This window comes from Lysinibacillus sp. GJ-1 (assembly GCF_021166035.1).
GTDB classification, from domain to species: domain Bacteria; phylum Bacillota; class Bacilli; order Bacillales_A; family Planococcaceae; genus Lysinibacillus; species Lysinibacillus sphaericus.
In genome coordinates, this window is record NZ_CP088912.1 from 4,534,687 (window position 1) to 4,557,917 (window position 23,231).

At 39.2% G+C, this 23,231-nt stretch carries 20 protein-coding genes, 1 pseudogene and 1 other annotated feature; all 21 genes and pseudogenes read right to left on the reverse strand.

What is annotated here, in order from left to right; all coding sequences use genetic code 11:
• Nucleotides 1–73: 73 nt before the first annotated feature.
• The 21 genes and pseudogenes from LO754_RS22620 to LO754_RS22720 all read right to left on the reverse strand — a co-directional run bounded on the left by LO754_RS22620 (nucleotide 74) and on the right by LO754_RS22720 (nucleotide 23,230).
• Complete coding sequence (locus tag LO754_RS22620) at nucleotides 74–2,053, reverse strand: ABC transporter permease (protein ID WP_231785306.1); 1,980 nt, start codon at nucleotides 2,051–2,053, stop codon at nucleotides 74–76.
• Nucleotides 2,043–2,804 carry an ABC transporter ATP-binding protein gene (locus LO754_RS22625; protein WP_024364373.1) on the reverse strand — a complete coding sequence of 254 codons (762 nt, stop codon included), beginning with the start codon at nucleotides 2,802–2,804 and terminating at the stop codon, nucleotides 2,043–2,045. The genes LO754_RS22620 and LO754_RS22625 overlap by 11 nt, the downstream gene beginning before the upstream one ends.
• A 96-nt stretch (nucleotides 2,805–2,900) precedes the next feature.
• Complete coding sequence (locus LO754_RS22630) at nucleotides 2,901–3,917, reverse strand: sensor histidine kinase (protein ID WP_229389902.1); 1,017 nt, start codon at nucleotides 3,915–3,917, stop codon at nucleotides 2,901–2,903.
• Nucleotides 3,918–3,923: 6 nt separating this feature from the next.
• On the reverse strand, nucleotides 3,924–4,607 hold the full coding sequence (locus LO754_RS22635) for a response regulator transcription factor (RefSeq protein ID WP_025220844.1): 684 nt from the start codon (nucleotides 4,605–4,607) through the stop codon (nucleotides 3,924–3,926).
• Between the two features lie 100 nt (nucleotides 4,608–4,707).
• A pseudogene (tuf, locus tag LO754_RS22640) lies at nucleotides 4,708–5,894 on the reverse strand (elongation factor Tu).
• A 135-nt stretch (nucleotides 5,895–6,029) separates the two neighbouring features.
• Nucleotides 6,030–8,108 (reverse strand): elongation factor G, encoded by a 2,079-nt coding sequence (gene fusA / locus LO754_RS22645; RefSeq protein ID WP_024364377.1) that lies wholly within the window; start codon nucleotides 8,106–8,108, stop codon nucleotides 6,030–6,032.
• A gap of 42 nt (nucleotides 8,109–8,150) precedes the next feature.
• Nucleotides 8,151–8,621 (reverse strand): 30S ribosomal protein S7, encoded by a 471-nt coding sequence (gene rpsG / locus LO754_RS22650; protein ID WP_024364378.1) that lies wholly within the window; start codon nucleotides 8,619–8,621, stop codon nucleotides 8,151–8,153.
• Nucleotides 8,622–8,770: 149 nt separating this feature from the next.
• Nucleotides 8,771–9,190 carry a 30S ribosomal protein S12 gene (gene rpsL, locus LO754_RS22655; protein ID WP_010860613.1) on the reverse strand — a complete coding sequence of 140 codons (420 nt, stop codon included), beginning with the start codon at nucleotides 9,188–9,190 and terminating at the stop codon, nucleotides 8,771–8,773.
• Between the two features lie 98 nt (nucleotides 9,191–9,288).
• Complete coding sequence (locus LO754_RS22660) at nucleotides 9,289–9,537, reverse strand: ribosomal L7Ae/L30e/S12e/Gadd45 family protein (protein WP_024364379.1); 249 nt, start codon at nucleotides 9,535–9,537, stop codon at nucleotides 9,289–9,291.
• A 137-nt stretch (nucleotides 9,538–9,674) separates the two neighbouring features.
• The gene (gene rpoC, locus LO754_RS22665) at nucleotides 9,675–13,361 is read right to left on the reverse strand and encodes a DNA-directed RNA polymerase subunit beta' (RefSeq protein WP_305068877.1); all 3,687 of its coding nucleotides are present in this window, start codon (nucleotides 13,359–13,361) and stop codon (nucleotides 9,675–9,677) included.
• A gap of 200 nt (nucleotides 13,362–13,561) precedes the next feature.
• A complete protein-coding gene (gene rpoB, locus LO754_RS22670) occupies nucleotides 13,562–17,137 on the reverse strand; it encodes a DNA-directed RNA polymerase subunit beta (protein ID WP_172583030.1) in 3,576 nt (1,191 codons plus the stop codon).
• A 241-nt stretch (nucleotides 17,138–17,378) separates the two neighbouring features.
• Complete coding sequence (locus tag LO754_RS22675; RefSeq protein ID WP_024364382.1) at nucleotides 17,379–17,981, reverse strand: class I SAM-dependent methyltransferase; 603 nt, start codon at nucleotides 17,979–17,981, stop codon at nucleotides 17,379–17,381.
• Nucleotides 17,982–18,055: 74 nt separating this feature from the next.
• Nucleotides 18,056–18,415 (reverse strand): 50S ribosomal protein L7/L12, encoded by a 360-nt coding sequence (gene rplL, locus LO754_RS22680; protein ID WP_010860618.1) that lies wholly within the window; start codon nucleotides 18,413–18,415, stop codon nucleotides 18,056–18,058.
• Nucleotides 18,416–18,487: 72 nt separating this feature from the next.
• Nucleotides 18,488–18,988 (reverse strand): 50S ribosomal protein L10, encoded by a 501-nt coding sequence (gene rplJ / locus LO754_RS22685; RefSeq protein WP_024364383.1) that lies wholly within the window; start codon nucleotides 18,986–18,988, stop codon nucleotides 18,488–18,490.
• 32 nt (nucleotides 18,989–19,020) lie between these two features.
• Nucleotides 19,021–19,167: a sequence feature (ribosomal protein L10 leader region), on the reverse strand.
• 57 nt (nucleotides 19,168–19,224) lie between these two features.
• Nucleotides 19,225–19,923: a 50S ribosomal protein L1 gene (rplA, locus tag LO754_RS22690; RefSeq protein WP_024364384.1), complete on the reverse strand. Its 699-nt coding sequence runs from the start codon at nucleotides 19,921–19,923 to the stop codon at nucleotides 19,225–19,227.
• A gap of 118 nt (nucleotides 19,924–20,041) precedes the next feature.
• Nucleotides 20,042–20,467, reverse strand: a complete 426-nt coding sequence (rplK, locus tag LO754_RS22695; RefSeq protein ID WP_004233593.1) for a 50S ribosomal protein L11 — start codon at nucleotides 20,465–20,467, stop codon at nucleotides 20,042–20,044.
• A gap of 231 nt (nucleotides 20,468–20,698) precedes the next feature.
• The gene (nusG, locus tag LO754_RS22700; protein WP_024364385.1) at nucleotides 20,699–21,232 is read right to left on the reverse strand and encodes a transcription termination/antitermination protein NusG; all 534 of its coding nucleotides are present in this window, start codon (nucleotides 21,230–21,232) and stop codon (nucleotides 20,699–20,701) included.
• Nucleotides 21,233–21,543: 311 nt separating this feature from the next.
• Nucleotides 21,544–21,729 carry a preprotein translocase subunit SecE gene (gene secE / locus LO754_RS22705; protein ID WP_004233589.1) on the reverse strand — a complete coding sequence of 62 codons (186 nt, stop codon included), beginning with the start codon at nucleotides 21,727–21,729 and terminating at the stop codon, nucleotides 21,544–21,546.
• Between the two features lie 48 nt (nucleotides 21,730–21,777).
• Nucleotides 21,778–21,924 (reverse strand): 50S ribosomal protein L33, encoded by a 147-nt coding sequence (gene rpmG / locus LO754_RS22710; protein ID WP_080653390.1) that lies wholly within the window; start codon nucleotides 21,922–21,924, stop codon nucleotides 21,778–21,780.
• A 77-nt stretch (nucleotides 21,925–22,001) separates the two neighbouring features.
• Nucleotides 22,002–22,649: an RNA polymerase sporulation sigma factor SigH gene (gene sigH, locus LO754_RS22715; protein WP_024364386.1), complete on the reverse strand. Its 648-nt coding sequence runs from the start codon at nucleotides 22,647–22,649 to the stop codon at nucleotides 22,002–22,004.
• A gap of 68 nt (nucleotides 22,650–22,717) precedes the next feature.
• The gene (locus tag LO754_RS22720; protein WP_024364387.1) at nucleotides 22,718–23,230 is read right to left on the reverse strand and encodes an NYN domain-containing protein; all 513 of its coding nucleotides are present in this window, start codon (nucleotides 23,228–23,230) and stop codon (nucleotides 22,718–22,720) included.
• Nucleotide 23,231 lies beyond the last annotated feature (1 nt).

Below are 23,231 nucleotides of genomic sequence, written 5' to 3' on the forward strand. Positions count from 1 at the left end.
AATGTAAAATTCAAAAAACAGTATGACCTGTATTAGATCATACTGTTTTTCGGAGTTTCTTCCTATTTAATAGTTATAATGATTCTCTTATTACTTTTTTATAATAACCAACCGAAAGGACTGCAAAAATTGCATATAAAGCGACGTAACAGCTCATAGCAATCCATAACGGTGTTGTTAATTCTGAACCAAATAAAAACCATCCTGATTTCACTGCAAAATAACTATGAAGTAGACCAATCAGTAAAGGAACACCAAAATTGAACGCCTGTTTCATAAAGATTCCCTTCATGATATCTCGTTCTGAGAAGCCAATCTTTCTTAAAATTGTATATGCTCCTCGTTCTTCTTCTGCTTCAGACATTTGTTTAAAGTACAGAATGCTACCAGTCGTCATTAAAAATGCTAAGCCTAAAAATGCTGTCGTAAAAATTATTAACCCAAGTGATTCAATATTTCCTTTACGTTCAGCTTCAAATGACTTGATTTTAAAGTTTTGCGTATTGCCATCATTATCAAAAATAGTAATGGCATCTGCGCCTGATTCTTCATACAATTTTTCAGCTAGTGCAAGGTCTTTCTTTGACTGTAATGTAATCGAAGTTTGTTTATGCCAAGGGAATAGTTTTGCTTGCGTTGACAATTTTTCAAACAATGCATCAGACACTACAAAAATTGGACCTCCGCCACCAGACGTTACTGTTCCACCAACAATACTTTCATCATGAATAGCTTTGACATGCAGTGTTTCTTTAAGTTTACCTGCTGATACGACTAGATTACGATCCTTTTCTAATGGGAACATCTCCGCCATATAGCCACCATAGTTCGTTAAAATAACATCATTACCCGCAATTGTTGTATTTGGGTTTCTACGTTGATAATCAGAAAGTGGAATGGTATAAATCGTGCCTTCCATGTTATAAAATGGACTATCTTTTTGTTCTTTAGCCATTAACTGAGCGATGGTAGCTGTAACCCCTTGTAAACGATATTCAACCTTATCATAAGCGATATTATTTTCCTCTAGTTTCTTTAAAAAATCCTGTCCTTGATCTTCATGCAAAATGTAATCGCCAGGGATTTGACTATAGGCATCAGCTTCTGAAGAATAATACGAAATATATGATAAAGTGGTAATCCCAAGTGATACACCCGTTAAAACTGTAATCAGTGTCAATGATTTAGCATTACTTTTCATGCGATGCATAATTGGTGTTAACGCTAATACATCATGGACAGTCAAATGTCCATTTTTCTTTAAACGAACAGTATTCATTATAAATGCTACAGAGAAACGGAAAACTAGGAATGTTCCCCCAATTGTTGTAGCCAAAATAATAATCATATTATTAAATAGATTGCCTGCATTATTAATATCAAATAATTTCGTTGATGCATAGTAGCCATATGCAATGAGGACAAGCCCTAAAAAGCCAATAACCATTTGTAATGGGCTGAATCGTTTTACACGCTCATCTGCTTGTTTAGCCGCGCTAAATAAGGATAATAGTGATACACGGTGAATCATCCACGTCATTTGGAACAAGACGATAACTAATAAGATAGCGAAAACAACGATAGATTGTTGCAATGCTTGAGTACTAAAGGTCATTTTCACAAGCGTCTCTTTTTCAATGATACGCAATAAAATCATGGCGATTAGGCGAGAGCTAAAGAAACCAACAATTATCCCTACAGCGACAGCTCCTACAAATAATAGAATGCTTTCTAAAGCCAATAAGCGTACAATTAATCCCTTTGTCATTCCTATTAGCTGATACAAGCCAATTTCCTTGCTACGACGCTTCATAAATAAGTGGTTTGCATATAACACGAAAAATAAAATAATAAAGTACAAAATATAAGTTGCAGCCTTAAATCCTGCTGATGCTGTGCCACTCTTTTGAACGGAATCAAAAACTTCACCATTATGCTGTAATGTCACAAAAGAAAAATAGAGTGTCACACTAAAAATAAGTGCAAAGAAGTATAAATAATAATGTTTCATATTTTTCTTCATACTTCGGAATACAAGCTTACTAAGACTCATAACCGTCACCGCCTAGCACACTTTGCGTATGCATGATTTCTTGGAAAAATGCCTGTCTTGTTTTATCACCTTTGTATAGTTCACTGTAAATTAGCCCATCTTTTAAAAACAAAACACGTGTACAGAAACTCGCTGCCACTGCATCATGCGTTACCATCATAATTGTCGCTTTCTTGGTTTCATTAATACTTTGCAAATTCTTCAACAGAGCTGTTGCTGATTTCGAATCCAGTGCACCTGTAGGTTCATCCGCAAAGACCATTGATGGATTTGTAATTAATGCACGCGCAGCCGATGTACGTTGCTTTTGACCGCCAGATATTTCATTTGGGTATTTATTTAATATATCTCCAATACCAAGTAAATAAGTAAGCTCTTTGACACGACTTTCTGCTACAGCTTTCGGTAACTTGCTAATCGCTAATGGCAGCAAGATGTTTTCCTTCACTGTCAAAGTGTCCAATAAATTATAATCTTGGAATATGAACCCAAGCTGTTCGCGACGGAAATTAGCTAAAGCTTTTTCTTTCATCCCTCGTAAGCTTTGTCCATTTATTTCAATGACACCTTCCGTTGCAAAATCAATAGAACACAACACATTTAATAATGTCGTCTTCCCTGAGCCTGACGGACCCATAATGCCAACAAACTCTCCTTCATTCACTTCTAAATCTATACCTTTCAACACCTCTTGTGCCGTCGATTTTTTACCATATACTTTTTTTACTTTACGTCCAATTAAAACTGCCACAGGTTAACGCCCCTTTCTATACTACAAGTGTACCCTGTCTACACGTTCAATTCGTGCGTTTTACATGACAATATAAAAAGGTAGGTGACAATTTCGTCATCTACCTGTTAGTTTGGCATATTCATTTTGTAATGGGAATCGTAGCGTAAAGATTGATCCTTCCCCTACTACTGATTGTACACTAATACGAACGCCAATTTTTTGAGCAATGTTATGTGCTAAATACAAGCCCATCCCCGTTGACTGTGCAGATTCTCTACCTGCCGTTCCTGTATACGATTTCTGGAAAATCCGTGGCATATCATCTGTTCTTATTCCAATACCATTATCCTTAATATGTAACAACGTTGCACCAGATGAATCAACCTCTGTAAAAATAAAGATTTCTGTATTGCTAGGGCTATATTTAATAGCATTTGATAGTATTTGCCTTACAATGAACGCTATCCATTTACTATCAGTTAAAACCACTTCTGTTAATTCACCGACATCAAAGCCGATATCCTTTTCTAAGCACCATGCTTGCATCGCACGGATTTCTTTGTAAACAACATCGCGCAGTTCTATCTCACTTAAAAAATTATCCTTTTCAATCGTTGCAAGACGTGTTTGGTGTAATTGCTGATCGACAAGCAGATGCAACCTTAACCATTCGGTCTCTAGCTTCCTACGCAAAGTTGAGTCTTCGATACGATCTAACATTAAATTTATAGTTGTTAAAGGAGCCTTCACTTCATGTACCCATGCTAACAGCTCATCTGAATACTCCTGTAGCTGCACCTTCGCATGATTCAGCTCTGCGTCCTTATCATAGAAGACGTCTTCAATTTTTAGGTAGTATGCCTCCTGAAAAGGTGATAGAGCTAAACTTCTAGCATGAGCATCATCCAGCCTGCTATCTACATTTCCCAGGAAATCTTTCAGTTGACCAATTTCCTTTGTATACCGCCATAATAAAAAAATGAAAAACGCCACAATCATAATCATATTGACATACCAAATGGAGATGCCAACTAAACCAACGTCTAAAGAAAATAATATGTTAAGCACGACAAGAAGAAAAACAAAAAAGCCAATCCACGCTAGTCGTTCTCTTATAAATAAAAATAGCATTTTCACTCACGTCACCTGCGTCACTGCTATATAGCCGAGCCCCTTTTTTGTCACAATAACTTCCTGTAAGCCGATATCCTCTAGCTTAGCACGTAATCGATTAACATTGACTGATAATGTATTATCATTCACAAAGCGCTCATCGTCCCATAGTTTTCTCATTAAGTCCTCTCTAGAAACGATATGATTAGCCTTTTCCAATAAAACTCGTAAAATAAACAGTTCATTTTTAGTTAACGAAACAAGCTGCCCATTATACATAATCTCACTACGCGCATAATCCAAAACGGCACCATTGAAACGCGTGACATCCATTGTTTCTTCAACATAGTCATAAGTACGGCGTAAAATAGCTTGAACTTTTGCAAGTAACACCTCCATATGGAAGGGTTTTTGTATAAAATCATCGGCACCCATCTGCATCGCCATTACCATATCCATTGGATGATCTCGTGAAGATAGAAAGAGGATCGGCACCTTTGAAATATGTCGTATTTCACGGCACCAATGAAAGCCATCATATGCCGGTAGTTGAATATCTATTAAAACTAGCTGTGGCTTCTCTTCGATAAAATCATCCATCACCTTTTGAAAATCAGTTGGACCTACAACACGTAATGACCATTGCAAAAAGCGTTCTTCGATCATTGCAAAAATTGATGGATCATCTTCTATCAATAAAACCTTCATTTCCATACGCTGACGCTCCTTTCACTTATATATTTTAACATAAAAAACCAATCTGTAAGCGTCCCTACAGATTGGTTTTAAAATTAGCCTAAGCTAAATATTATTTTTGGATAGAAGCAACTACGCCAGCGCCTACAGTACGGCCACCCTCACGGATAGAGAATTTAGTACCTTCTTCAAGAGCGATTGGAGCGATAAGTTCTACTGTCATTTCGATGTTATCGCCAGGCATTACCATTTCAACGCCTTCTGGTAAGTTACAGATACCTGTTACGTCAGTTGTACGGAAGTAGAACTGAGGACGGTAGTTAGAGAAGAATGGAGTATGACGGCCACCCTCTTCTTTTGATAAAACGTAAACTTCAGCTTTGAAGTTTGTGTGTGGAGTGATTGAGCCTGGTTTAGCTAATACTTGACCACGTTGGATTTCTTCACGAGCTACACCACGAAGTAAAGCACCGATGTTGTCACCAGCTTCAGCGTAGTCTAATAATTTACGGAACATTTCAACGCCAGTTACAGTTGTAGATTTAGCTTCTTCAGCGATACCTACGATTTCAACTACGTCACCAACTTTAACTTGACCACGTTCAACACGGTAAGTTGCAACTGTACCACGACCAGTGATAGAGAATACGTCCTCTACTGGCATCATGAATGGTTTGTCAGTTTGACGTTCTGGAGTTGGGATGTAAGAATCTACAGCGTCCATTAATTCAACGATTTTTTCTTCCCATTCTGGTTCACCTTCAAGAGCTTTAAGAGCAGAACCTTTGATTACTGGGATATCGTCGCCTGGGAAGTCATATTCAGAAAGTAGGTCACGGATTTCCATTTCTACTAATTCTAATAATTCTTCGTCGTCTACCATATCACATTTGTTCATGAATACTACTAAGTATGGAACACCTACTTGACGAGATAAAAGGATGTGTTCACGAGTTTGTGGCATTGAGCCGTCAGCAGCAGATACTACTAAGATACCGCCGTCCATTTGTGCAGCACCAGTGATCATGTTTTTAACATAGTCAGCGTGTCCTGGGCAGTCAACGTGTGCATAGTGACGAGATTCTGTTTCGTATTCTACGTGAGAAGTATTGATTGTGATACCACGTTCTTTTTCTTCTGGTGCGTTATCGATATCAGCGTATGATTTAGCTGTACCACCCATTTTTTAGAAAGAACTGTAGCGATTGCAGCAGTTAAAGTTGTTTTACCATGGTCAACGTGTCCGATTGTACCAATGTTAGCATGCGTTTTTGAACGGTCAAATTTTTCTTTAGCCATTAGAGATTGCCTCCTCGAAATTGTATGTTTTATTTAAAAATTTATAGAATGAATGCTGATAGAGAACGAGCCCATCCTCTATCCTGCAATCATAGCTTACAAATTAGTTATACTTTATGCAAGATGAAAATTCAATTATTCACCTTTATTTTTTTTGATGATGTCAGCAGCAATTGATTTTGGTACTTCTTCATAATGATCAAATGTCATTGAGAATACACCGCGACCTTGAGTTGCTGAACGAAGAGTTGTTGCGTAACCAAACATTTCCGAAAGCGGAACCATTGCACGAACAACTTGAGAGTTACCGCGAGCATCCATACCCTCAACGCGTCCGCGACGAGAAGTGATGTTACCCATGATATCACCAAGGTACTCTTCTGGAATTACAACTTCTACTTTCATCATTGGTTCTAAAATTACAGCATCACATTGTTTAGCTGCTTCTTTAAGAGCCATAGAAGCTGCGATTTTAAACGCCATCTCATTCGAGTCAACGTCATGGTAAGAACCGAATACTAATTTCGCTTTAATGTCGATTAGTGGGTAACCAGCTACTACACCGCGGTCAAGAGAGTCACGAAGACCTGCTTCAACTGCAGGGATGTATTCACGAGGAACTACACCACCAACGATAGCGTTTTCGAATTCGAAGCCTTTACCTTCTTCATTTGGAGAGAACTCAATCGTTACGTCACCATATTGTCCACGACCACCAGATTGGCGAGTGAATTTACCTTGAACTTTTGCAGAGCTACGGAATGTTTCACGGTAAGATACCATTGGAGCACCTACGTTAGCTTCTACTTTAAATTCACGGCGCATACGGTCAACTAAGATATCAAGGTGAAGCTCACCCATACCTGAGATGATTGTTTGTCCAGTTTCTGTGTCAGTGTGAGCACGGAAAGTTGGATCCTCTTCTTGAAGTTTTTGTAAAGCTTGACCCATTTTGTCTTGGTCAGCTTTTGATTTTGGTTCTACAGAAAGAGAAATTACTGGTTCAGGGAATTCCATTGATTCAAGAATAACTAGGTTTTTCTCGTCACATAGAGTATCACCAGTAGTAGTATCTTTAAGACCTACTGCTGCTGCGATGTCCCCAGCGAACACTTTAGAAATCTCTTCACGAGAGTTAGCGTGCATTTGTAGGATACGACCTACACGTTCACGTTTACCTTTAGAAGAGTTTTGTACGTATGAACCTGCATCTAATGTTCCAGAGTACACACGGAAGAAAGTTAATTTACCTACGAATGGGTCAGTCATAACTTTGAATGCAAGAGCTGAGAATGGCTCGTCATCAGAAGATTTACGTTCTAACTCTTCGTCACCATCAACTGAAGTACCTTTGATTGCTGGTACATCAACTGGAGATGGTAAGTAATCGATAACTGCATTTAACATTGGGCGTACGCCTTTGTGTTTGAATGCTGTACCACAGATTACTGGGTAGAATTCTACTGCGATTGTAGCACGACGGATAGCCGCTTTAAGCTCAGCAACAGTGATTTCTTCGCCTTCTAAATATTTTTCCATGATTTCTTCATCAACACTTGCAACAGCGTCGATTAATTTTTCACGGTATTCTTCAGCGATTTCGCGGTGCTCTTCAGGAATTTCACCTTCAGTTACTGCAGTACCTTTTTCATCGCCGTAGAAAGTTGCTTTCATTTCAACTAAGTCAATGATAGCAGAGAACTGATCTTCAGCTCCGATAGGTAATTGGATTGGGTGAGCGTTTGCTTGTAAACGTTCGTGTAGAGTACCTACTGAATACAAGAAGTCTGCACCTGTTTTATCCATTTTGTTAATGAATACGATACGTGGAACACCGTAAGTTGTAGCTTGACGCCATACAGTTTCTGTTTGAGGCTCAACACCAGATTGAGCATCTAGTACTGTTACAGCACCATCAAGTACGCGTAAAGAACGTTCTACTTCTACAGTGAAGTCTACGTGTCCAGGAGTATCGATGATGTTTACACGGTGGCCTGCCCATTGAGCTGTTGTTGCAGCAGAAGTGATTGTAATACCACGTTCTTGCTCTTGCTCCATCCAGTCCATTTGAGAAGCGCCTTCATGAGTTTCACCGATTTTGTGAATCTTACCTGTGTAATAAAGGATACGCTCAGTTGTTGTTGTTTTACCAGCATCAATGTGAGCCATGATCCCAATATTACGAGTATTCTCTAGAGAGAATTCGCGTTTCATTAGGTATTTCTCCTTCCATATTGGGCTTATGCTATGTTTAGATTACCAACGGTAGTGAGCGAATGCTTTGTTCGCTTCTGCCATTTTGTGCATATCTTCACGTTTTTTAACTGATGCACCAGTGTTGTTAGAAGCATCTAGAATTTCGTTAGCTAAACGCTCTTCCATAGTTTTTTCACCACGAAGACGAGAATAGTTAACTAGGTAACGAAGACCTAAAGTTGTACGACGTTCTGGACGTACTTCAACTGGTACTTGGTAGTTTGAACCACCAACACGGCGAGCGCGTACTTCAAGAACTGGCATTACGTTGTTTAGAGCAGCTTCGAATACTTCAATTGGATTTTCACCAGAACGTTCTTTAACTAGTTCGAACGCACCGTATAAAATCTTTTGAGAAGTACCTCTTTTACCATCAACCATCATTTTATTGATTAAACGAGTTACTAGTTTTGAATTATAAATTGGATCTGGTAACACGTCACGTTTGGAAACAGGACCTTTACGAGGCATGTGTTTTCCTCCTTTCGAATAATTATCGATTTTTTTTATAAACTTCGCCTAAAATGTCGTTATCACTAAATTTCCACATCAGCTAGCATGATTGGAAATCGGTGATACCAACATCAGGCTCGTTATTTATTAACACTTAGCGTGTTAAATTATTTTTTTTCTTTAGGGCGTTTTGTTCCGTATTTAGAACGTGATTGTAAACGACCGTTTACACCAGCTGTATCAAGAGCACCACGTACGATATGGTAACGAACACCCGCTAAGTCTTTTACGCGTCCGCCACGGATAAGAACAACACTGTGCTCTTGTAAGTTGTGGCCTTCACCTGGGATATAAGCTGTAACCTCAATTTGGTTAGTTAAACGCACACGAGCGTATTTACGTAACGCTGAGTTTGGTTTACGAGGTGTCATTGTACCTACACGAGTACAAACACCACGTTTTTGAGGAGACTTAACATCAGTTAAAGATTTTTTAAATGAGTTATATCCTTTGTTTAACGCTGGTGATTTTGATTTCGTGATTTTAGATTGACGAGGCTTACGTACTAATTGGTTAATTGTAGGCATCGGTTTTTCCTCCCTTCATTCATTCACTATTAATACCACACATCCAGGTGGTTCATTTTTTGGGTAAAAACAAAGTCTTTGTGTTTTATACACAAAAACTAATCTACAGCAATAGCAACTACCGCAGCTCCAACATGGATTCCACAGGCTTTGCCTAGTTCCTTTTTGGACTCGACAAGAATAACTGGTATACCGATTTCTCTCGCGAAAGATATGGCCGAATCGGTTACCCAATTGTCTGCATCAAGTGCCACAAAAAGCTCTTTCACTAAACCAGCTTGCATTGCTTTTACTGCTTGCTTTGTACCAATGATTGTTTGACTAGCCCTTACTTTATCATAAGACATTTTCATATCCTCCGAAGTACAGACAGTTAACTATCAACCTTCAATATATTATCATTATCAATTTCTACTGTCAACTAATATCTTTAAAAAGTCCGAAGAGATGCGCTTGTGTCATCTCTTCGGAGCTTTCATTTAAGTTATTCAGCAGAAACTAGATCTTCTGCGTCAAGCTCATCTTTTTCAATGCGGATTTGACGGTAACGTTGCATACCAGTACCTGCAGGAACAAGTTTACCGATAATTACGTTTTCTTTTAATCCTAGAAGTTCATCACGTTTACCTTTAATTGCAGCATCCGTTAACACACGAGTTGTTTCTTGGAATGATGCAGCAGATAAGAATGATTCTGTTTCTAATGAAGCTTTTGTAATACCTAGAATTACAGGGCGACATGTTGCAGGGTTTTTGCCGTTTAGCACAGCATCTGCATTTGCCTCTGAGAATTGGTGAATATCTAATAATGAGCCTGGTAATAATTCTGTATCACCAGCTTCGATTACGCGCACTTTACGAAGCATTTGGCGTACCATTACTTCGATGTGTTTATCTCCAATTTCTACCCCTTGCATACGGTAAACTTTTTGTACTTCTTTTAGTAAATATTCTTGAACTGTTGAAACGTCTTTTACTTTTAATAATTGTTTTGGATCGATAGAACCCTCTGTTAATACTTGACCACGTTCGATTGCGTCACCTTCGATGACTTTTAGACGTGCATTATAAGGTGCTTGGTATTTACGAGTTTCTACATCACCTTGAACGGTAATTTCTTTTAGACCTTCACGGATTTCAGTGATATCTGACACCGTACCAGCAATCTCAGAAATAACAGATTGACCTTTTGGATTACGTGCTTCGAAAATCTCTTGGATACGTGGAAGACCTTGTGTAATATCGTCTCCGGCTACCCCACCTGTATGGAATGTACGCATTGTTAACTGAGTACCTGGTTCACCGATTGATTGAGCCGCAATAATACCAACTGCTTCCCCAACTTCTACTTTTTCACCAGTTGCTAAGTTCATGCCGTAACATTTTTTACATACACCATGTTTTGTATTACATGTAAATGCAGAACGGATTGTTACTTCTTCGATACCAGCTTCCGTAATAATACGAGCGATATCTTGGTCGATTAAGCCGTCTTTTTCTAAAATAACATCGCCTGTTTCTGGATGGAAAATCGTTTTCTTCGTATGACGACCAACAATACGTTCGTCTAACGCTTCGATTAGTTCTGTACCTTCCATTAACGCTCCGATTGTTAAGCCACGGTCTGTTCCACAGTCATCTTCACGCACAATGACATCTTGTGCAACGTCTACAAGACGACGTGTTAAGTAACCTGAATCGGCAGTTTTTAGGGCTGTATCGGCAAGACCTTTACGCGCACCATGTGTTGAGATGAAGTATTCCAATACTGTTAAACCTTCACGGAATGAAGACTTGATTGGAAGTTCGATAATACGACCAGCCGGGTTGGCCATCAGACCACGCATACCTGCTAACTGTGTAAAGTTAGATGCGTTACCACGGGCACCTGAGTCAGACATCATGAAGATTGGGTTTGTTTTCTCAAGCGACTTCATCAGTTTTGATTGAATTTCATCTTTCGCCGCACTCCAGCTAGAGATAACACGGTCATAACGCTCTTCTTCTGTGATGAAACCACGACGGAATTGCGCTTGAACTTTATCTACTTTCTCTTGTGCTATTGCTAAGATGTCACCTTTATCTGGTAATACCACGATATCAGATACACCAACAGTGATACCAGCGCGAGTTGAATATTTGAAACCTAAGTTTTTCATACGGTCAAGCATTTTAGATGTTTCAGTAATGTGGAAACGTTTGAACACTTCTGCAATGATATTTCCTAAGAATTTCTTGCGGAATGGGTTTACAACAGGTACAGATGCAAAGTATTTGCGAAGTACCGCTGAACGTTGTGCGTCAACTTTACCTTTTTCATCTAATTCGTTGTAAGCAGCATCTGCTTCAAGCTCTGCTAGAGTTTCTTCGTCAATTGTTAAGTTTACGAAGTATTTATCTGGTGTTACTTGCTCTAAGTTGAAATCAGTCGGTTCGTTAATGAACGGGAATGATTCAGGCAAGATTTCGTTAAAGATTACTTTACCAACCGTTGTTAGTAAGAACATATTATTTTGTTCTTCTGTAAACGTTGGATTGTGCAGTGAACTTGCTTTGATCGCGATACGAGTATGCAAGTGAACATGGCCAGTATCATATGCGATTAGCACTTCGTTTGGTCCATAGAAAATCGAACCTTCACCACGAGCATTTTCACGCTCAAGTGTTAAATAATAGTTCCCTAATACCATGTCTTGAGATGGTGTAACAACTGGTTTACCATCTTTCGGGTTTAGGATGTTTTGTGCAGCAAGCATTAGAAGGCGAGCTTCAGCTTGTGCCTCTGCTGATAATGGTACGTGAACCGCCATTTGGTCACCATCGAAGTCAGCGTTGTAAGCTGTACATACTAACGGGTGAAGACGAATTGCACGACCTTCAACTAGTGTTGGTTCAAATGCTTGGATACCAAGACGGTGAAGCGTCGGAGCACGGTTTAATAGGACCGGATGCTCACGGATAACATCTTCTAAAACGTCCCATACGTCGTTGTTTAAACGTTCGATTTTACGTTTAGCAGATTTAATGTTATGTGCAAGACCACGTTCTACTAATTCTTTCATAACGAAAGGTTTAAATAGCTCAATCGCCATTTCCTTCGGTAGACCACATTGGTACATTTTTAAGTTTGGACCTACTACGATAACGGAACGACCAGAATAGTCTACACGTTTACCAAGTAAGTTTTGACGGAAACGACCTTGTTTCCCTTTCAACATATGAGAAAGTGATTTTAACGGACGGTTACCTGGTCCAGTTACAGGACGACCACGACGACCGTTATCGATTAATGCATCAACTGCTTCTTGTAACATACGTTTTTCGTTTTGAACGATGATGCTTGGTGCACCAAGATCTAATAAACGTTTTAAACGGTTATTACGGTTAATGACACGACGATATAAATCGTTTAAGTCAGAAGTTGCAAAACGACCACCATCTAGTTGAACCATTGGACGAAGCTCCGGTGGAATAACAGGTAGTACATCTAAAATCATCCACTCTGGAGAGTTACCTGAGTTACGGAATGACTCTACCACTTCAAGACGTTTAATCGCACGTGTACGGCGTTGACCTTGTGCAGATTTTAACTCTTCTTTTAAAGAATGTGTTTCATCTTCAAGATCGATTTTACCAAGAAGCTTTTTAATGGCTTCTGCACCCATAGCAGCTTCGAATGTGTTACCGAATTTTTCGCGGTATGCACGATACTCTTTTTCAGAAAGTAATTGTTTACTTTCTAAGTTTGTAGCACCTGGTTCGATGACAACGTAAGATGCGAAGTAAATTACTTCTTCTAAAGCACGTGGAGACATATCTAAGATAAGACCCATACGGCTTGGTATACCTTTGAAGTACCAAATATGAGAAACTGGGGCTGCTAATTCGATATGACCCATACGTTCACGTCGAACTTTTGCACGTGTTACTTCAACACCACAACGGTCACAAACTACGCCTTTATAACGAACGCGTTTGTATTTACCACAGTGACATTCCCAGTCTTTCGTAGGACCGAAAATACGTTCACAGAATAAACCATCTTTTTCTGGTTTTAATGTACGATAGTTAATTGTTTCTGGTTTTTTTACTTCACCATATGACCAAGAACGAATCTTGTCAGGGGAAGCTAAACCAATTTTCATATATTCAAATTCATTAACGTCTATCAAGGAGCCTACCTCCCTCTAGTTATAGGTCTTTATAAAGACTCTTTTACGCAGCTCGACAATCGTTTGCCAAAATACCTTTTGACAAAAGATTAAAAATAGATTGTTTTCATTCGTAAAGAAAGTCGGGCAGGGCGTTAAATCCTGCCCGACTAATTTGAAAAATAAGTTTGACCATATTCACACGAATGTGAACTTATCCATTATTCAAAAGACTCTACTGGCTCTTCTTCTGTTTCTGGTTGTGGCGCAATGTTAAGTGCGTCAGCAGGTTGAAGATCTTCTTCTTCGTCTAAATCGCGAAGCTCTACTTCTTCATCATTGATTGTTAACATTTTAACATCCATACCAAGAGACTGAAGTTCTTTAATCAATACTTTAAATGATTCTGGAACGCCTGGCTCTGGAACGCTTTCACCTTTAACGATAGCTTCGTATGTTTTCACACGACCAACAACGTCATCAGATTTAACAGTTAAAATTTCTTGAAGTGTGTATGCAGCACCATATGCTTCAAGTGCCCATACCTCCATCTCACCAAAGCGTTGTCCACCGAACTGCGCTTTACCACCAAGTGGTTGTTGTGTAACAAGTGAGTAAGGACCAGTTGAACGTGCGTGAAGTTTATCATCAACCATGTGTGCAAGTTTGATCATGTACATAATCCCTACAGATACACGGTTATCGAATGGTTCACCTGAACGTCCATCATACAGGATTGTTTTACCGTCACGGTTCATCCCTGCTTCTTCCATTGTTTCCCATACATCTTCTTCGTTGGCACCATCAAATACTGGCGTTGCCATATGAACACCTAAGTAACGAGAAGCCATACCTAAATGTAGTTCTAAAACTTGTCCGATATTCATACGAGAAGGTACGCCTAGTGGGTTTAACATGATATCGACAGGAGTACCATCTGGCATAAATGGCATATCCTCTTCCGGTAAGATACGAGAGATAACCCCTTTGTTACCATGACGTCCGGCCATTTTGTCCCCAACGCGGATTTTACGTTTTTGAACAATGTAAGCACGAACTAATTGGTTAACACCTGGTGGTAACTCGTCGCCGTCTTCACGGTTAAATACTTTCACGTCAAGGATGATACCGCCCGCACCATGTGGTACGCGTAATGAAGTATCACGAACTTCACGTGCCTTTTCACCAAAGATTGCGTGTAATAAGCGCTCTTCAGCCGTTAACTCTGTAACCCCTTTAGGCGTTACTTTACCTACAAGAATATCACCATCGCGTACTTCCGCACCGATACGGATAATACCACGTTCGTCTAAGTTACGAAGTGCATCTTCCCCAACGTTTGGAATGTCACGTGTAATTTCTTCAGGTCCTAATTTTGTATCACGAGATTCTGATTCATATTCTTCAATATGAACTGAAGTATATACATCGTCTTTTACAAGGCGTTCACTCATGATAACAGCATCCTCATAGTTGAACCCGTTCCAAGTCATGAATGCAACAAGTACGTTACGACCTAATGCAAGTTCACCTTTTTCCATTGATGGACCGTCAGCTAAAATATCACGAGGTTTCACACGTTCGCCAACTTTTACAAGTGGACGTTGGTTGTATGAAGTACCTTGGTTTGAACGAATGAATTTTTGTAATTTATATTTTGTTAAATCGCCTTTAACTTCTTTACCGTCGATTGTTTCAATGCGACGTACGTGGATTGAACGAGCTTCTACATGCTCAACAATACCATCGTATTTTGCTACTACAGCAGCACCTGAGTCACGTGCATCTACGTGTTCCATACCAGTTCCGACAAACGGAGCTTCTGGATTTAAAAGAGGAACCGCTTGACGTTGCATGTTGGCACCCATAAGCGCACGGTTAGAGTCATCGTTTTCTAAGAATGGAATACATGCAGTCGCTGCAGAAACTACTTGTTTAGGCGATACGTCCATATAGTCCATTTGAGACTTGTTGAAAACAGTATTATCCCCACGGAAACGACCTACAACTTCATCGTTTACGAATGTACCATCAGGATTTAATAGTGAGTTCGCTTGCGCTACATAGTAGTTATCTTCTTCGTCAGCTGTTAAGTAATCAATTTGATCTGTTACTCGGCCAGTTTCGTGGTCAATACGACGATATGGCGTTTCAATGAAACCAAATTTATTTACTTTAGCGAAAGAAGATAATGAGTTAATTAAACCAATGTTTGGACCCTCAGGTGTCTCGATTGGACACATACGACCATAGTGAGAATAGTGAACGTCACGCACTTCGAAACCAGCGCGTTCACGTGTTAAACCACCAGGTCCTAATGCAGATAGACGACGTTTGTGCGTTAACTCTGCCAGTGGGTTTGTTTGGTCCATGAATTGAGATAATTGAGAGCTACCAAAGAATTCTTTAATAGACGCAATTACTGGACGAATATTGATTAATTGTTGCGGTACGATAGCGGCTGTATCATTGATAGACATACGCTCGCGCACTACACGTTCCATACGAGATAAACCGATACGGAATTGATTTTGTAATAATTCACCAACAGAGCGTAGACGACGGTTACCTAAATGGTCAATATCATCTGTTGCCCCTACTTGGTAAAGTAAGTTGAAGAAATAACTTACTGAAGATAAGACGTCAGCAGGTGTAATGTTCTTCACTTCTTCGTCAATGTAGGCATTGCCAATTACATTGATTTCTTTTTGTGCTTCATCTTTCGGAGCATAAATTTTAATAGATTGGATTGTTACGTCATCTTCAAGTACTCCGCCAACTTGTGATAAAGTGCGGTAGCCAATACCTTTAGAAGAATCCTCTAGGTAAGGTAAAATCTTATCTAAAGTACGACGATCAAGCACAGTGCCCTTCTCTACTAAAATTTCGCCTGTTTCTGGATCAACAAGCGTTTCAGCAATCGTTTGGTTGAATAAACGATTTTTGATGTGAAGCTTTTTATTCATTTTGTAACGACCAACATTCGCTAAATCATAGCGTTTAGCATCGAAGAAACGAGAGTATAATAAACTTTTCGCACTTTCTACTGTTGGTGGCTCACCTGGACGTAAACGCTCATAGATTTCTAAAAGTGCTTTTTCTGTACTTTCAGAGTTATCTTTTTCTAGCGTATTACGTAAATACTCGTTATCACCGATAATATCGATAATTTCTTGATCTGAACCGAAGCCTAGTGCGCGAAGTAACACTGTTACTGGTAGCTTACGAGTACGATCAATACGCACATATACTACATCTTTCGCGTCAGTTTCATATTCTAACCAAGCACCACGGTTTGGAATTACTGTTGCACCGAAGCCTTTTTTACCGTTTTTATCAGTTTTATCATGGAAATACACACTCGGTGATCGAACTAATTGCGAAACAATAACACGTTCAGCACCATTGATAATGAACGTACCTGTTTCTGTCATTAATGGGAAGTCACCCATAAATACATCTTGTTCTTTCACTTCGTCAGTTTCTTTGTTGTAAAGACGTACTTTCACACGTAATGGAGCTGCGTAAGTAACATCTCGCTCTTTACACTCATCGACATCATACTTAGGATCACCTAATGAATAATCGATGAATTCTAATGAAAGATTACCTGTAAAGTCCTCGATCGGCGAAATGTCACGGAACATTTCACGTAAACCTTCTTCAAGGAACCACTCGTAAGACGCCGTTTGAATCTCAATCAGATTTGGAAGCTCAAGCACCTCTTTAATACGCGCAAAGCTTCTACGCTGGCGGTGTTGTCCGTACTGAACTAGTTGACCTGTCAACTCATTCACCCCTCAATAAAGCGATATTAGGTCTTTGCAAAATCATCCAAATAGTGTATGATTTCGAAAGACAAAAAGAAAACGAGTCTTCAAAAGATCTCATTTTCGGTTAACTAAACTTATCTTGGCAAGTATACCCATATTAAATCATTCATATACCAAAAGGGCACACGACCTCAAAATAATATTTTTGCATTGTATCATATTATCATAGCCGTTTTGTCAAGTCAATATTTTATACATATTTCATTTATTTTTTTGCACGCACTATCCAGTAGCCTTTTTTCTTTTCCACAATATCCACTACAGAAAATTTTTCCTCTAAATAGCTAACCGTTGATGGTGCACCTTGCTTCTTCTGAATTACTACCCAAAGCTCTCCAGAAGTCACTAACTTATCATAAGCACCGTCGTAAAAGCGGAAAACCGTTTCCTTTCCTGCGCGAATTGGAGGATTGGTTAAAATAGCTGCAGCTTTCGCCTCATCATCAACATTCGATAGTCCGTCACTTACAAATATACGTACATTTTGAACACCGTTTACTTGCGCATTTTTTTGTGAAAGCGCAACTGCCCGCTCATTAATATCCATCATGAATACTGTTCGCTCAGGATTTGCTTTGGCAATAGACAACCCAATCGGTCCATACCCACAACCCACATCGAAAATAGCACCATCCACATCCGGCATTTGAAACGCATCTATTAATACACGGGATCCAAAATCTACTTCGCTTTTACTAAATACACCTGCATCCGTTTCAAAGGAAAACGTATGCCCAAGTAACTTGAACGTCCAGTGACGAGGTTTACTTTCAGTTTGAGGCTTACTTGTATAATAGTGATCTGACATTTTCACGCCTCCTCAGAATGAAGAAAAAGCTCGCCATAATGACGAGCTTCCTTTTGTATAAAAGTAATACGAGATTACTTAACTTCTACAGATGCGCCAACTTCTTCAAGTTTAGCTTTGATTTGTTCAGCTTCATCTTTAGAAACGCCTTCTTTAAGAGCTTTAGGAGCGTTATCTACAACTTCTTTAGCTTCTTTAAGACCTAAACCAGTGATTTCGCGAACCACTTTGATTACTTTAATTTTTTCAGCACCAGCAGATGCTAATACTACGTCGAATTCTGTTTTTTCTTCAGCTGCAGCAGCACCGCCAGCAACTACTGCTACTGGAGCAGCAGCTGTTACACCGAATTCTTCTTCGATAGCTTTTACTAAATCGTTTAATTCAAGAACTGTCATAGCTTTGATAGCTTCTAAGATTTGCTCTTTGTTCATTATAATTTCCTCCTAATTGGATATGTTTTAGTTTTTTGCGGTCAAGCCGCGGAAGTTATGCTACGTAAGAAATTACGCGCCTTGTTCTTCTTTTTGTTCTGCAACAGCTTTTGTTGCAAGTGCGAAGTTGCGCACTGGAGCTTGAAGTACAGATAAAAGCATTGAAAGAAGACCTTCGCGTGATGGAAGTTCTGCAAGTGCTTTAACATCTTCAACAGAAGAGATTGCACCTTCAATAATACCTGCTTTAATTTCTAAAGCTTCGTTTTTCTTAGCGAACTCGTTGATGATTTTAGCAGGAGCTACAACATCTTCAGTTGAGAACGCGATTGCGTTAGGACCAGTTAATACTTCGTTGATCCCTTCAACACCAGCAGCTTCAGCAGCACGACGAGTTAAAGTGTTTTTGTAAACTTTAAACTCAACACCAGCTTCACGAAGTTGTTTACGAAGTTCAGTCACTTGTGCAACATTAAGACCACGGTAATCCACTACCACTACAGAAGCAGCGCTTTGGAATTTTTCTGTGATTTCTTGCACTTGAGATTGTTTGTTTTCGATTGCTTTGCTCATGATGACACCTCCTATTAGAATGGGTCATTTATACCGACAAAAGAAAAGCCTCTGAGTCATATAGACACAGAGGCTGAAAGTCATCATCTTTAAAATAAGAATCCGAATTCCGATGTCCTCGGTAGGAACATTAAGTGACAAGTCACTCCTACTGTCTACGGTACAAATGGATGATTCACAACAGCATCCATCATACCAAAGATGCGGATAGCTGTCAACCGATTTATATAAATAAATTATTTTACTACTACGTTAGCAGCGTCAATTTTAACAGCTGGGCCCATTGTAGTTGTAACATTTACAGATTTCATGTAAGTACCTTTAGCTGCAGCAGGTTTTGCTTTTTGAACAACGTCAAATACAGTTAAGAAGTTTTCTACAAGTTTTTCTGTTGCGAAAGAAACTTTACCGATAGGAGCGTGGATAATACCAGCTTTGTCAGCGCGGTATTCTACTTTACCAGCTTTGATTTCTTCGATTGCTTTTGTTACGTCAAATGTAACTGTACCAGTTTTAGGGTTTGGCATTAAGCCTTTAGGTCCTAATACGCGACCAAGTTTACCAACTTCACCCATCATGTCAGGAGTTGCTACGATTACATCGAAGTCAAACCAACCTTGTTGGATTTTTTGGATGTACTCTGCATCGCCTACATAGTCAGCGCCAGCAGCTTCTGCTTCTTTAAGTTTTTCACCTTTAGCGAATACTAATACGCGTTGAGTTTTACCAGTACCGTTTGGTAGCACTACTGCACCACGGATTTGTTGGTCGTTTTTACGAGTATCGATTCCTAAACGGAAAGCAACTTCTACAGTAGCGTCGAAGTTTACTGTGCTAGTTTTTTGAGCAAGTTCGATTGCTTCTTGTGCGCCGTATACGTTGTTACGGTCGATTAATTTCGCTGCATCTTGCAGTTTTTTACCTTTTTTAGCCATTATATATTTCCTCCTTGATTGTGGTTATAGCGGATTTTACCTCCCACGAATAAAGGTTGCGCGTTCACAAAGAAACTCCGCAACCTTCCAAAAAACAAAAACATCAAGTAAATGGGAATTAGTCTTCGATAACAATACCCATGCTTCGTGCAGTACCTTCAACCATTAACATAGCAGCTTCAACTGAAGCAGCGTTAAGGTCTGGCATTTTAGTTTCAGCGATTTCGCGAACTTTATCACGTTTAACCGTTGCAACTTTTTTACGGTTTGGTTCACCAGATCCAGATTGGATACCAGCTGCTACTTTAAGTAAAACTGCTGCAGGTGGAGTTTTCGTAATGAAAGTGAAAGAACGGTCCTCGAATACTGAAATTTCAACCGGAATAATAAGACCAGCTTGATCAGCAGTACGCGCATTGAACTCTTTACAGAATCCCATGATGTTCACACCTGCTTGACCTAATGCAGGACCAACCGGTGGAGCTGGGTTTGCTTTACCAGCAGGGATTTGAAGTTTAACAACTTTAATAACTTTTTTAGCCACGAGACACACCTCCTTAAGTCCGTGATGTGGTAATTGGGTTGCCCCTCCCACTCAATATCTGTCTGTCAGCTAAGTGCCGATAACATTAAAATTATCATTACAGACGTCAACCGAAGTTTGACAGTCTGACCTTTGAAATGATACCACTTTTAATTTTTTTAAGCAAGTAGTAATTAACAAAATTTGCGTTATACGCTCAACCATACACTAATTAGTTACTAGAATTTAAAGTTATAATTTTTGAATTTGCTCAAAATCCAGTTCCATAATCGTTTCGCGACCAAACATATCTACAGATACTTTCAGTTTTCCTTTTTCAGCGTCAATTTCTTCAACACGCCCTTGGAAGTGCGCAAACGGTCCTTCTAATACTTCAACCGCTTCACCAACTGTGATATCGATTTCAACAACTTTATCTGTCATGCCCATTTGTTGTAATAGACGATCCGCTTCCTCTGGTAATAGCGGTGTTGGTTTTGCTCCACCACCTGATGAACCGATAAAGCCAGTTACTCCTGGTGTATTACGTACAACATACCAAGAATCATCTGTCATAATGAGTTCTACTAGGACATAACCAGGGAAAACTTTACGCATCATTGTGCGCTTTTTGCCGTCTTTCATTTCTGTTTCCTCATGCTCAGGCACGATAACACGGAAGATTTTATCTTGCATCCCCATTGTTTCAACACGTTTTTCTAGGTTTGCTTTTACACGGTTCTCATACCCTGAATACGTATGAACAACATACCAATTTTTCTCCATAACTGCTAGGACTACTCGTCCGTCCCTCCCTTACTAATAAAAGTGAAAATGATCGCGATATGCAATTTTGCATCCTTTATTCTTTTCACAAGCTTCTCAATAGAAAAACATAGCTTTCGCCATAGCAAGCGAAAGCCCGATGATAAATACCTAATTAGCATAGTCATCTATTGCTACCAGCATACTTTTACTAGTAGCACGCTTATCATAATGAGAACATTTTACTGCTCTTTACTTCATAAAACAAACGAAAAAACCCGTTATTGGAAAGGACGGGCTATTTTCAAAAGTATTAACATGCTCTTTTCTAATTATAAATCTAAGTACCAGCGGAATAATGATGAAATACCTAAGTCTACTAACACAAAAAATAAAGCCATAATTACTACAGTTGAAATTACAACGACTGTATATTTCGTCAGTTCTTTACTTTTTGGCCAGCTAGTTTTTCGCATTTCCGACATTACGTCGCTGAAAAAACTTTTAATCTTACCCATTCTAGCCTAACCTCCGAATCAATCATATCTGTCTATTTACAAAATATTTTATAGCGTTTGTTTATGCACTGTATGTTCATTGCAATGCGAGCAAAATTTCTTTAATTCGAGGCGTACAGTAGAATCTCCCTTAGCAGGAAATGTGTAATTTCTCGAACCGCATTTTTCACAATTTAGCACGACTTTCTTTGTCATGTAATCACCTTTTTTGGCACTTTGTCTTTTAAAGACTAACACCTAAAATTGTCAATGTCAACAAGGGTAAGTGACCTCTACGACATTTCCTCGAGCACTAAATGTCGCTCTAATTTCCGCTTTACTCGTTGCAAAGCATTGTCAATTGACTTCACATGGCGATTCAGTTTTGCAGAAATTTCATGATAGGATTGCCCATCTAGATAGAGAGCTAGCACTTGTAGCTCTAATTCACTTAAAATCTCACTCATTTTTTCTTCTAAATAACCAAACTCTTCTCTATGAATCATTAACTCTTCTGGATCATCCATAATCGCCCCTGTTAATACATCCATTAATGTACGATCAGATTCCTCATCAAAAATAGGCTTGTCTAACGAAACATAGGAATTCAGTGGAATGTGTTTTTGCCTTGTTGCTGTTTTAATTGCAGTAATAATTTGTCTTGTAATACATAACTCCGCAAAAGCTCGAAAAGAAGCTAGCTTGTCCCCTTTAAAATCACGGACAGCTTTATACAAGCCAATCATTCCTTCTTGTACTATGTCTTCTTTATCAGCACCAATTAAAAAATAGGATCTCGCCTTTGCTCTTACTAGCAAACGGTATTTTGTAATTAAAAAATCCAACGCATCTGTATTACCTTGATGCACCATTTCAATAAGCTCTTCATCATTGAATCGTTCAAAATCTTGTGTCACTTGTACAATACTATTTTTAAACATGGTATCACCTCAGCTGCAACAGATAATTAGGAACAGTATAACGGAATTGGAAAATATCAGTCAATCAATCATTTCAAACCACGGCGCCATTTTTCAAAAGCAAGTGCCACATCTGGCTTTAGCTCTATACGTGAAGGTGGCTTGCTATCCTGCTTACGTTTTACATCATGAGAAATTTTATGTTGAATAATGCTTAAATCAATTTCAAGCTCTCTTGCCGATTTGCGTAGTGCACCATTGCCAAAAATAACACTTTGTTCAGCCATATCGGAAGTCGCCACGTGAATTTGAATATGTCTTGCTTTTAGTTCTTGTGTCATCTTTTCAATGCGTTCATCTGCTGTTTCATTTTTCCTTGTATAAATAATCTCGACGCCATTTTCTATATAAGATTGCTCCACGCCCGGCACAAGATGGGCGTCAAAAACAACTATCACGCGCCACCCTATCGCCGCTTTATATTCTGCCATAAGCTCAATTAGACGCTTACGTGCATCTTCAAAGTTCGTGTCACGTAATGGACGTAGCTCTTTCCAAGCTCCGATCATATTATAGCCGTCAACAAGCAAAATGTTCTTCATC

Excerpts from the sequence above, each read along its gene's own strand:
- LO754_RS22620 (WP_231785306.1), bottom strand. The coding sequence starts at position 2,053 with ATGAGTCTTAGTAAGCTTGTATTCCGAAGTATGAAGAAAAATATGAAA.
- LO754_RS22630 (WP_229389902.1), bottom strand. The coding sequence starts at position 3,917 with ATGCTATTTTTATTTATAAGAGAACGACTAGCGTGGATTGGCTTTTTT.
- LO754_RS22635 (WP_025220844.1), bottom strand. The coding sequence starts at position 4,607 with ATGAAGGTTTTATTGATAGAAGATGATCCATCAATTTTTGCAATGATC.
- fusA (WP_024364377.1), bottom strand. The coding sequence starts at position 8,108 with ATGAAACGCGAATTCTCTCTAGAGAATACTCGTAATATTGGGATCATG.
- rpsG (WP_024364378.1), bottom strand. The coding sequence starts at position 8,621 with ATGCCTCGTAAAGGTCCTGTTTCCAAACGTGACGTGTTACCAGATCCA.
- rpsL (WP_010860613.1), bottom strand. The coding sequence starts at position 9,190 with ATGCCTACAATTAACCAATTAGTACGTAAGCCTCGTCAATCTAAAATC.
- LO754_RS22660 (WP_024364379.1), bottom strand. The coding sequence starts at position 9,537 with ATGTCTTATGATAAAGTAAGGGCTAGTCAAACAATCATTGGTACAAAG.
- LO754_RS22675 (WP_024364382.1), bottom strand. The coding sequence starts at position 17,981 with ATGTCAGATCACTATTATACAAGTAAGCCTCAAACTGAAAGTAAACCT.
- rplL (WP_010860618.1), bottom strand. The coding sequence starts at position 18,415 with ATGAACAAAGAGCAAATCTTAGAAGCTATCAAAGCTATGACAGTTCTT.
- rplJ (WP_024364383.1), bottom strand. The coding sequence starts at position 18,988 with ATGAGCAAAGCAATCGAAAACAAACAATCTCAAGTGCAAGAAATCACA.
- rplA (WP_024364384.1), bottom strand. The coding sequence starts at position 19,923 with ATGGCTAAAAAAGGTAAAAAACTGCAAGATGCAGCGAAATTAATCGAC.
- nusG (WP_024364385.1), bottom strand. The coding sequence starts at position 21,232 with ATGGAGAAAAATTGGTATGTTGTTCATACGTATTCAGGGTATGAGAAC.
- secE (WP_004233589.1), bottom strand. The coding sequence starts at position 21,729 with ATGGGTAAGATTAAAAGTTTTTTCAGCGACGTAATGTCGGAAATGCGA.
- rpmG (WP_080653390.1), bottom strand. The coding sequence starts at position 21,924 with ATGACAAAGAAAGTCGTGCTAAATTGTGAAAAATGCGGTTCGAGAAAT.
- sigH (WP_024364386.1), bottom strand. The coding sequence starts at position 22,649 with ATGTTTAAAAATAGTATTGTACAAGTGACACAAGATTTTGAACGATTC.
- LO754_RS22720 (WP_024364387.1), bottom strand. The coding sequence starts at position 23,230 with ATGAAGAACATTTTGCTTGTTGACGGCTATAATATGATCGGAGCTTGG.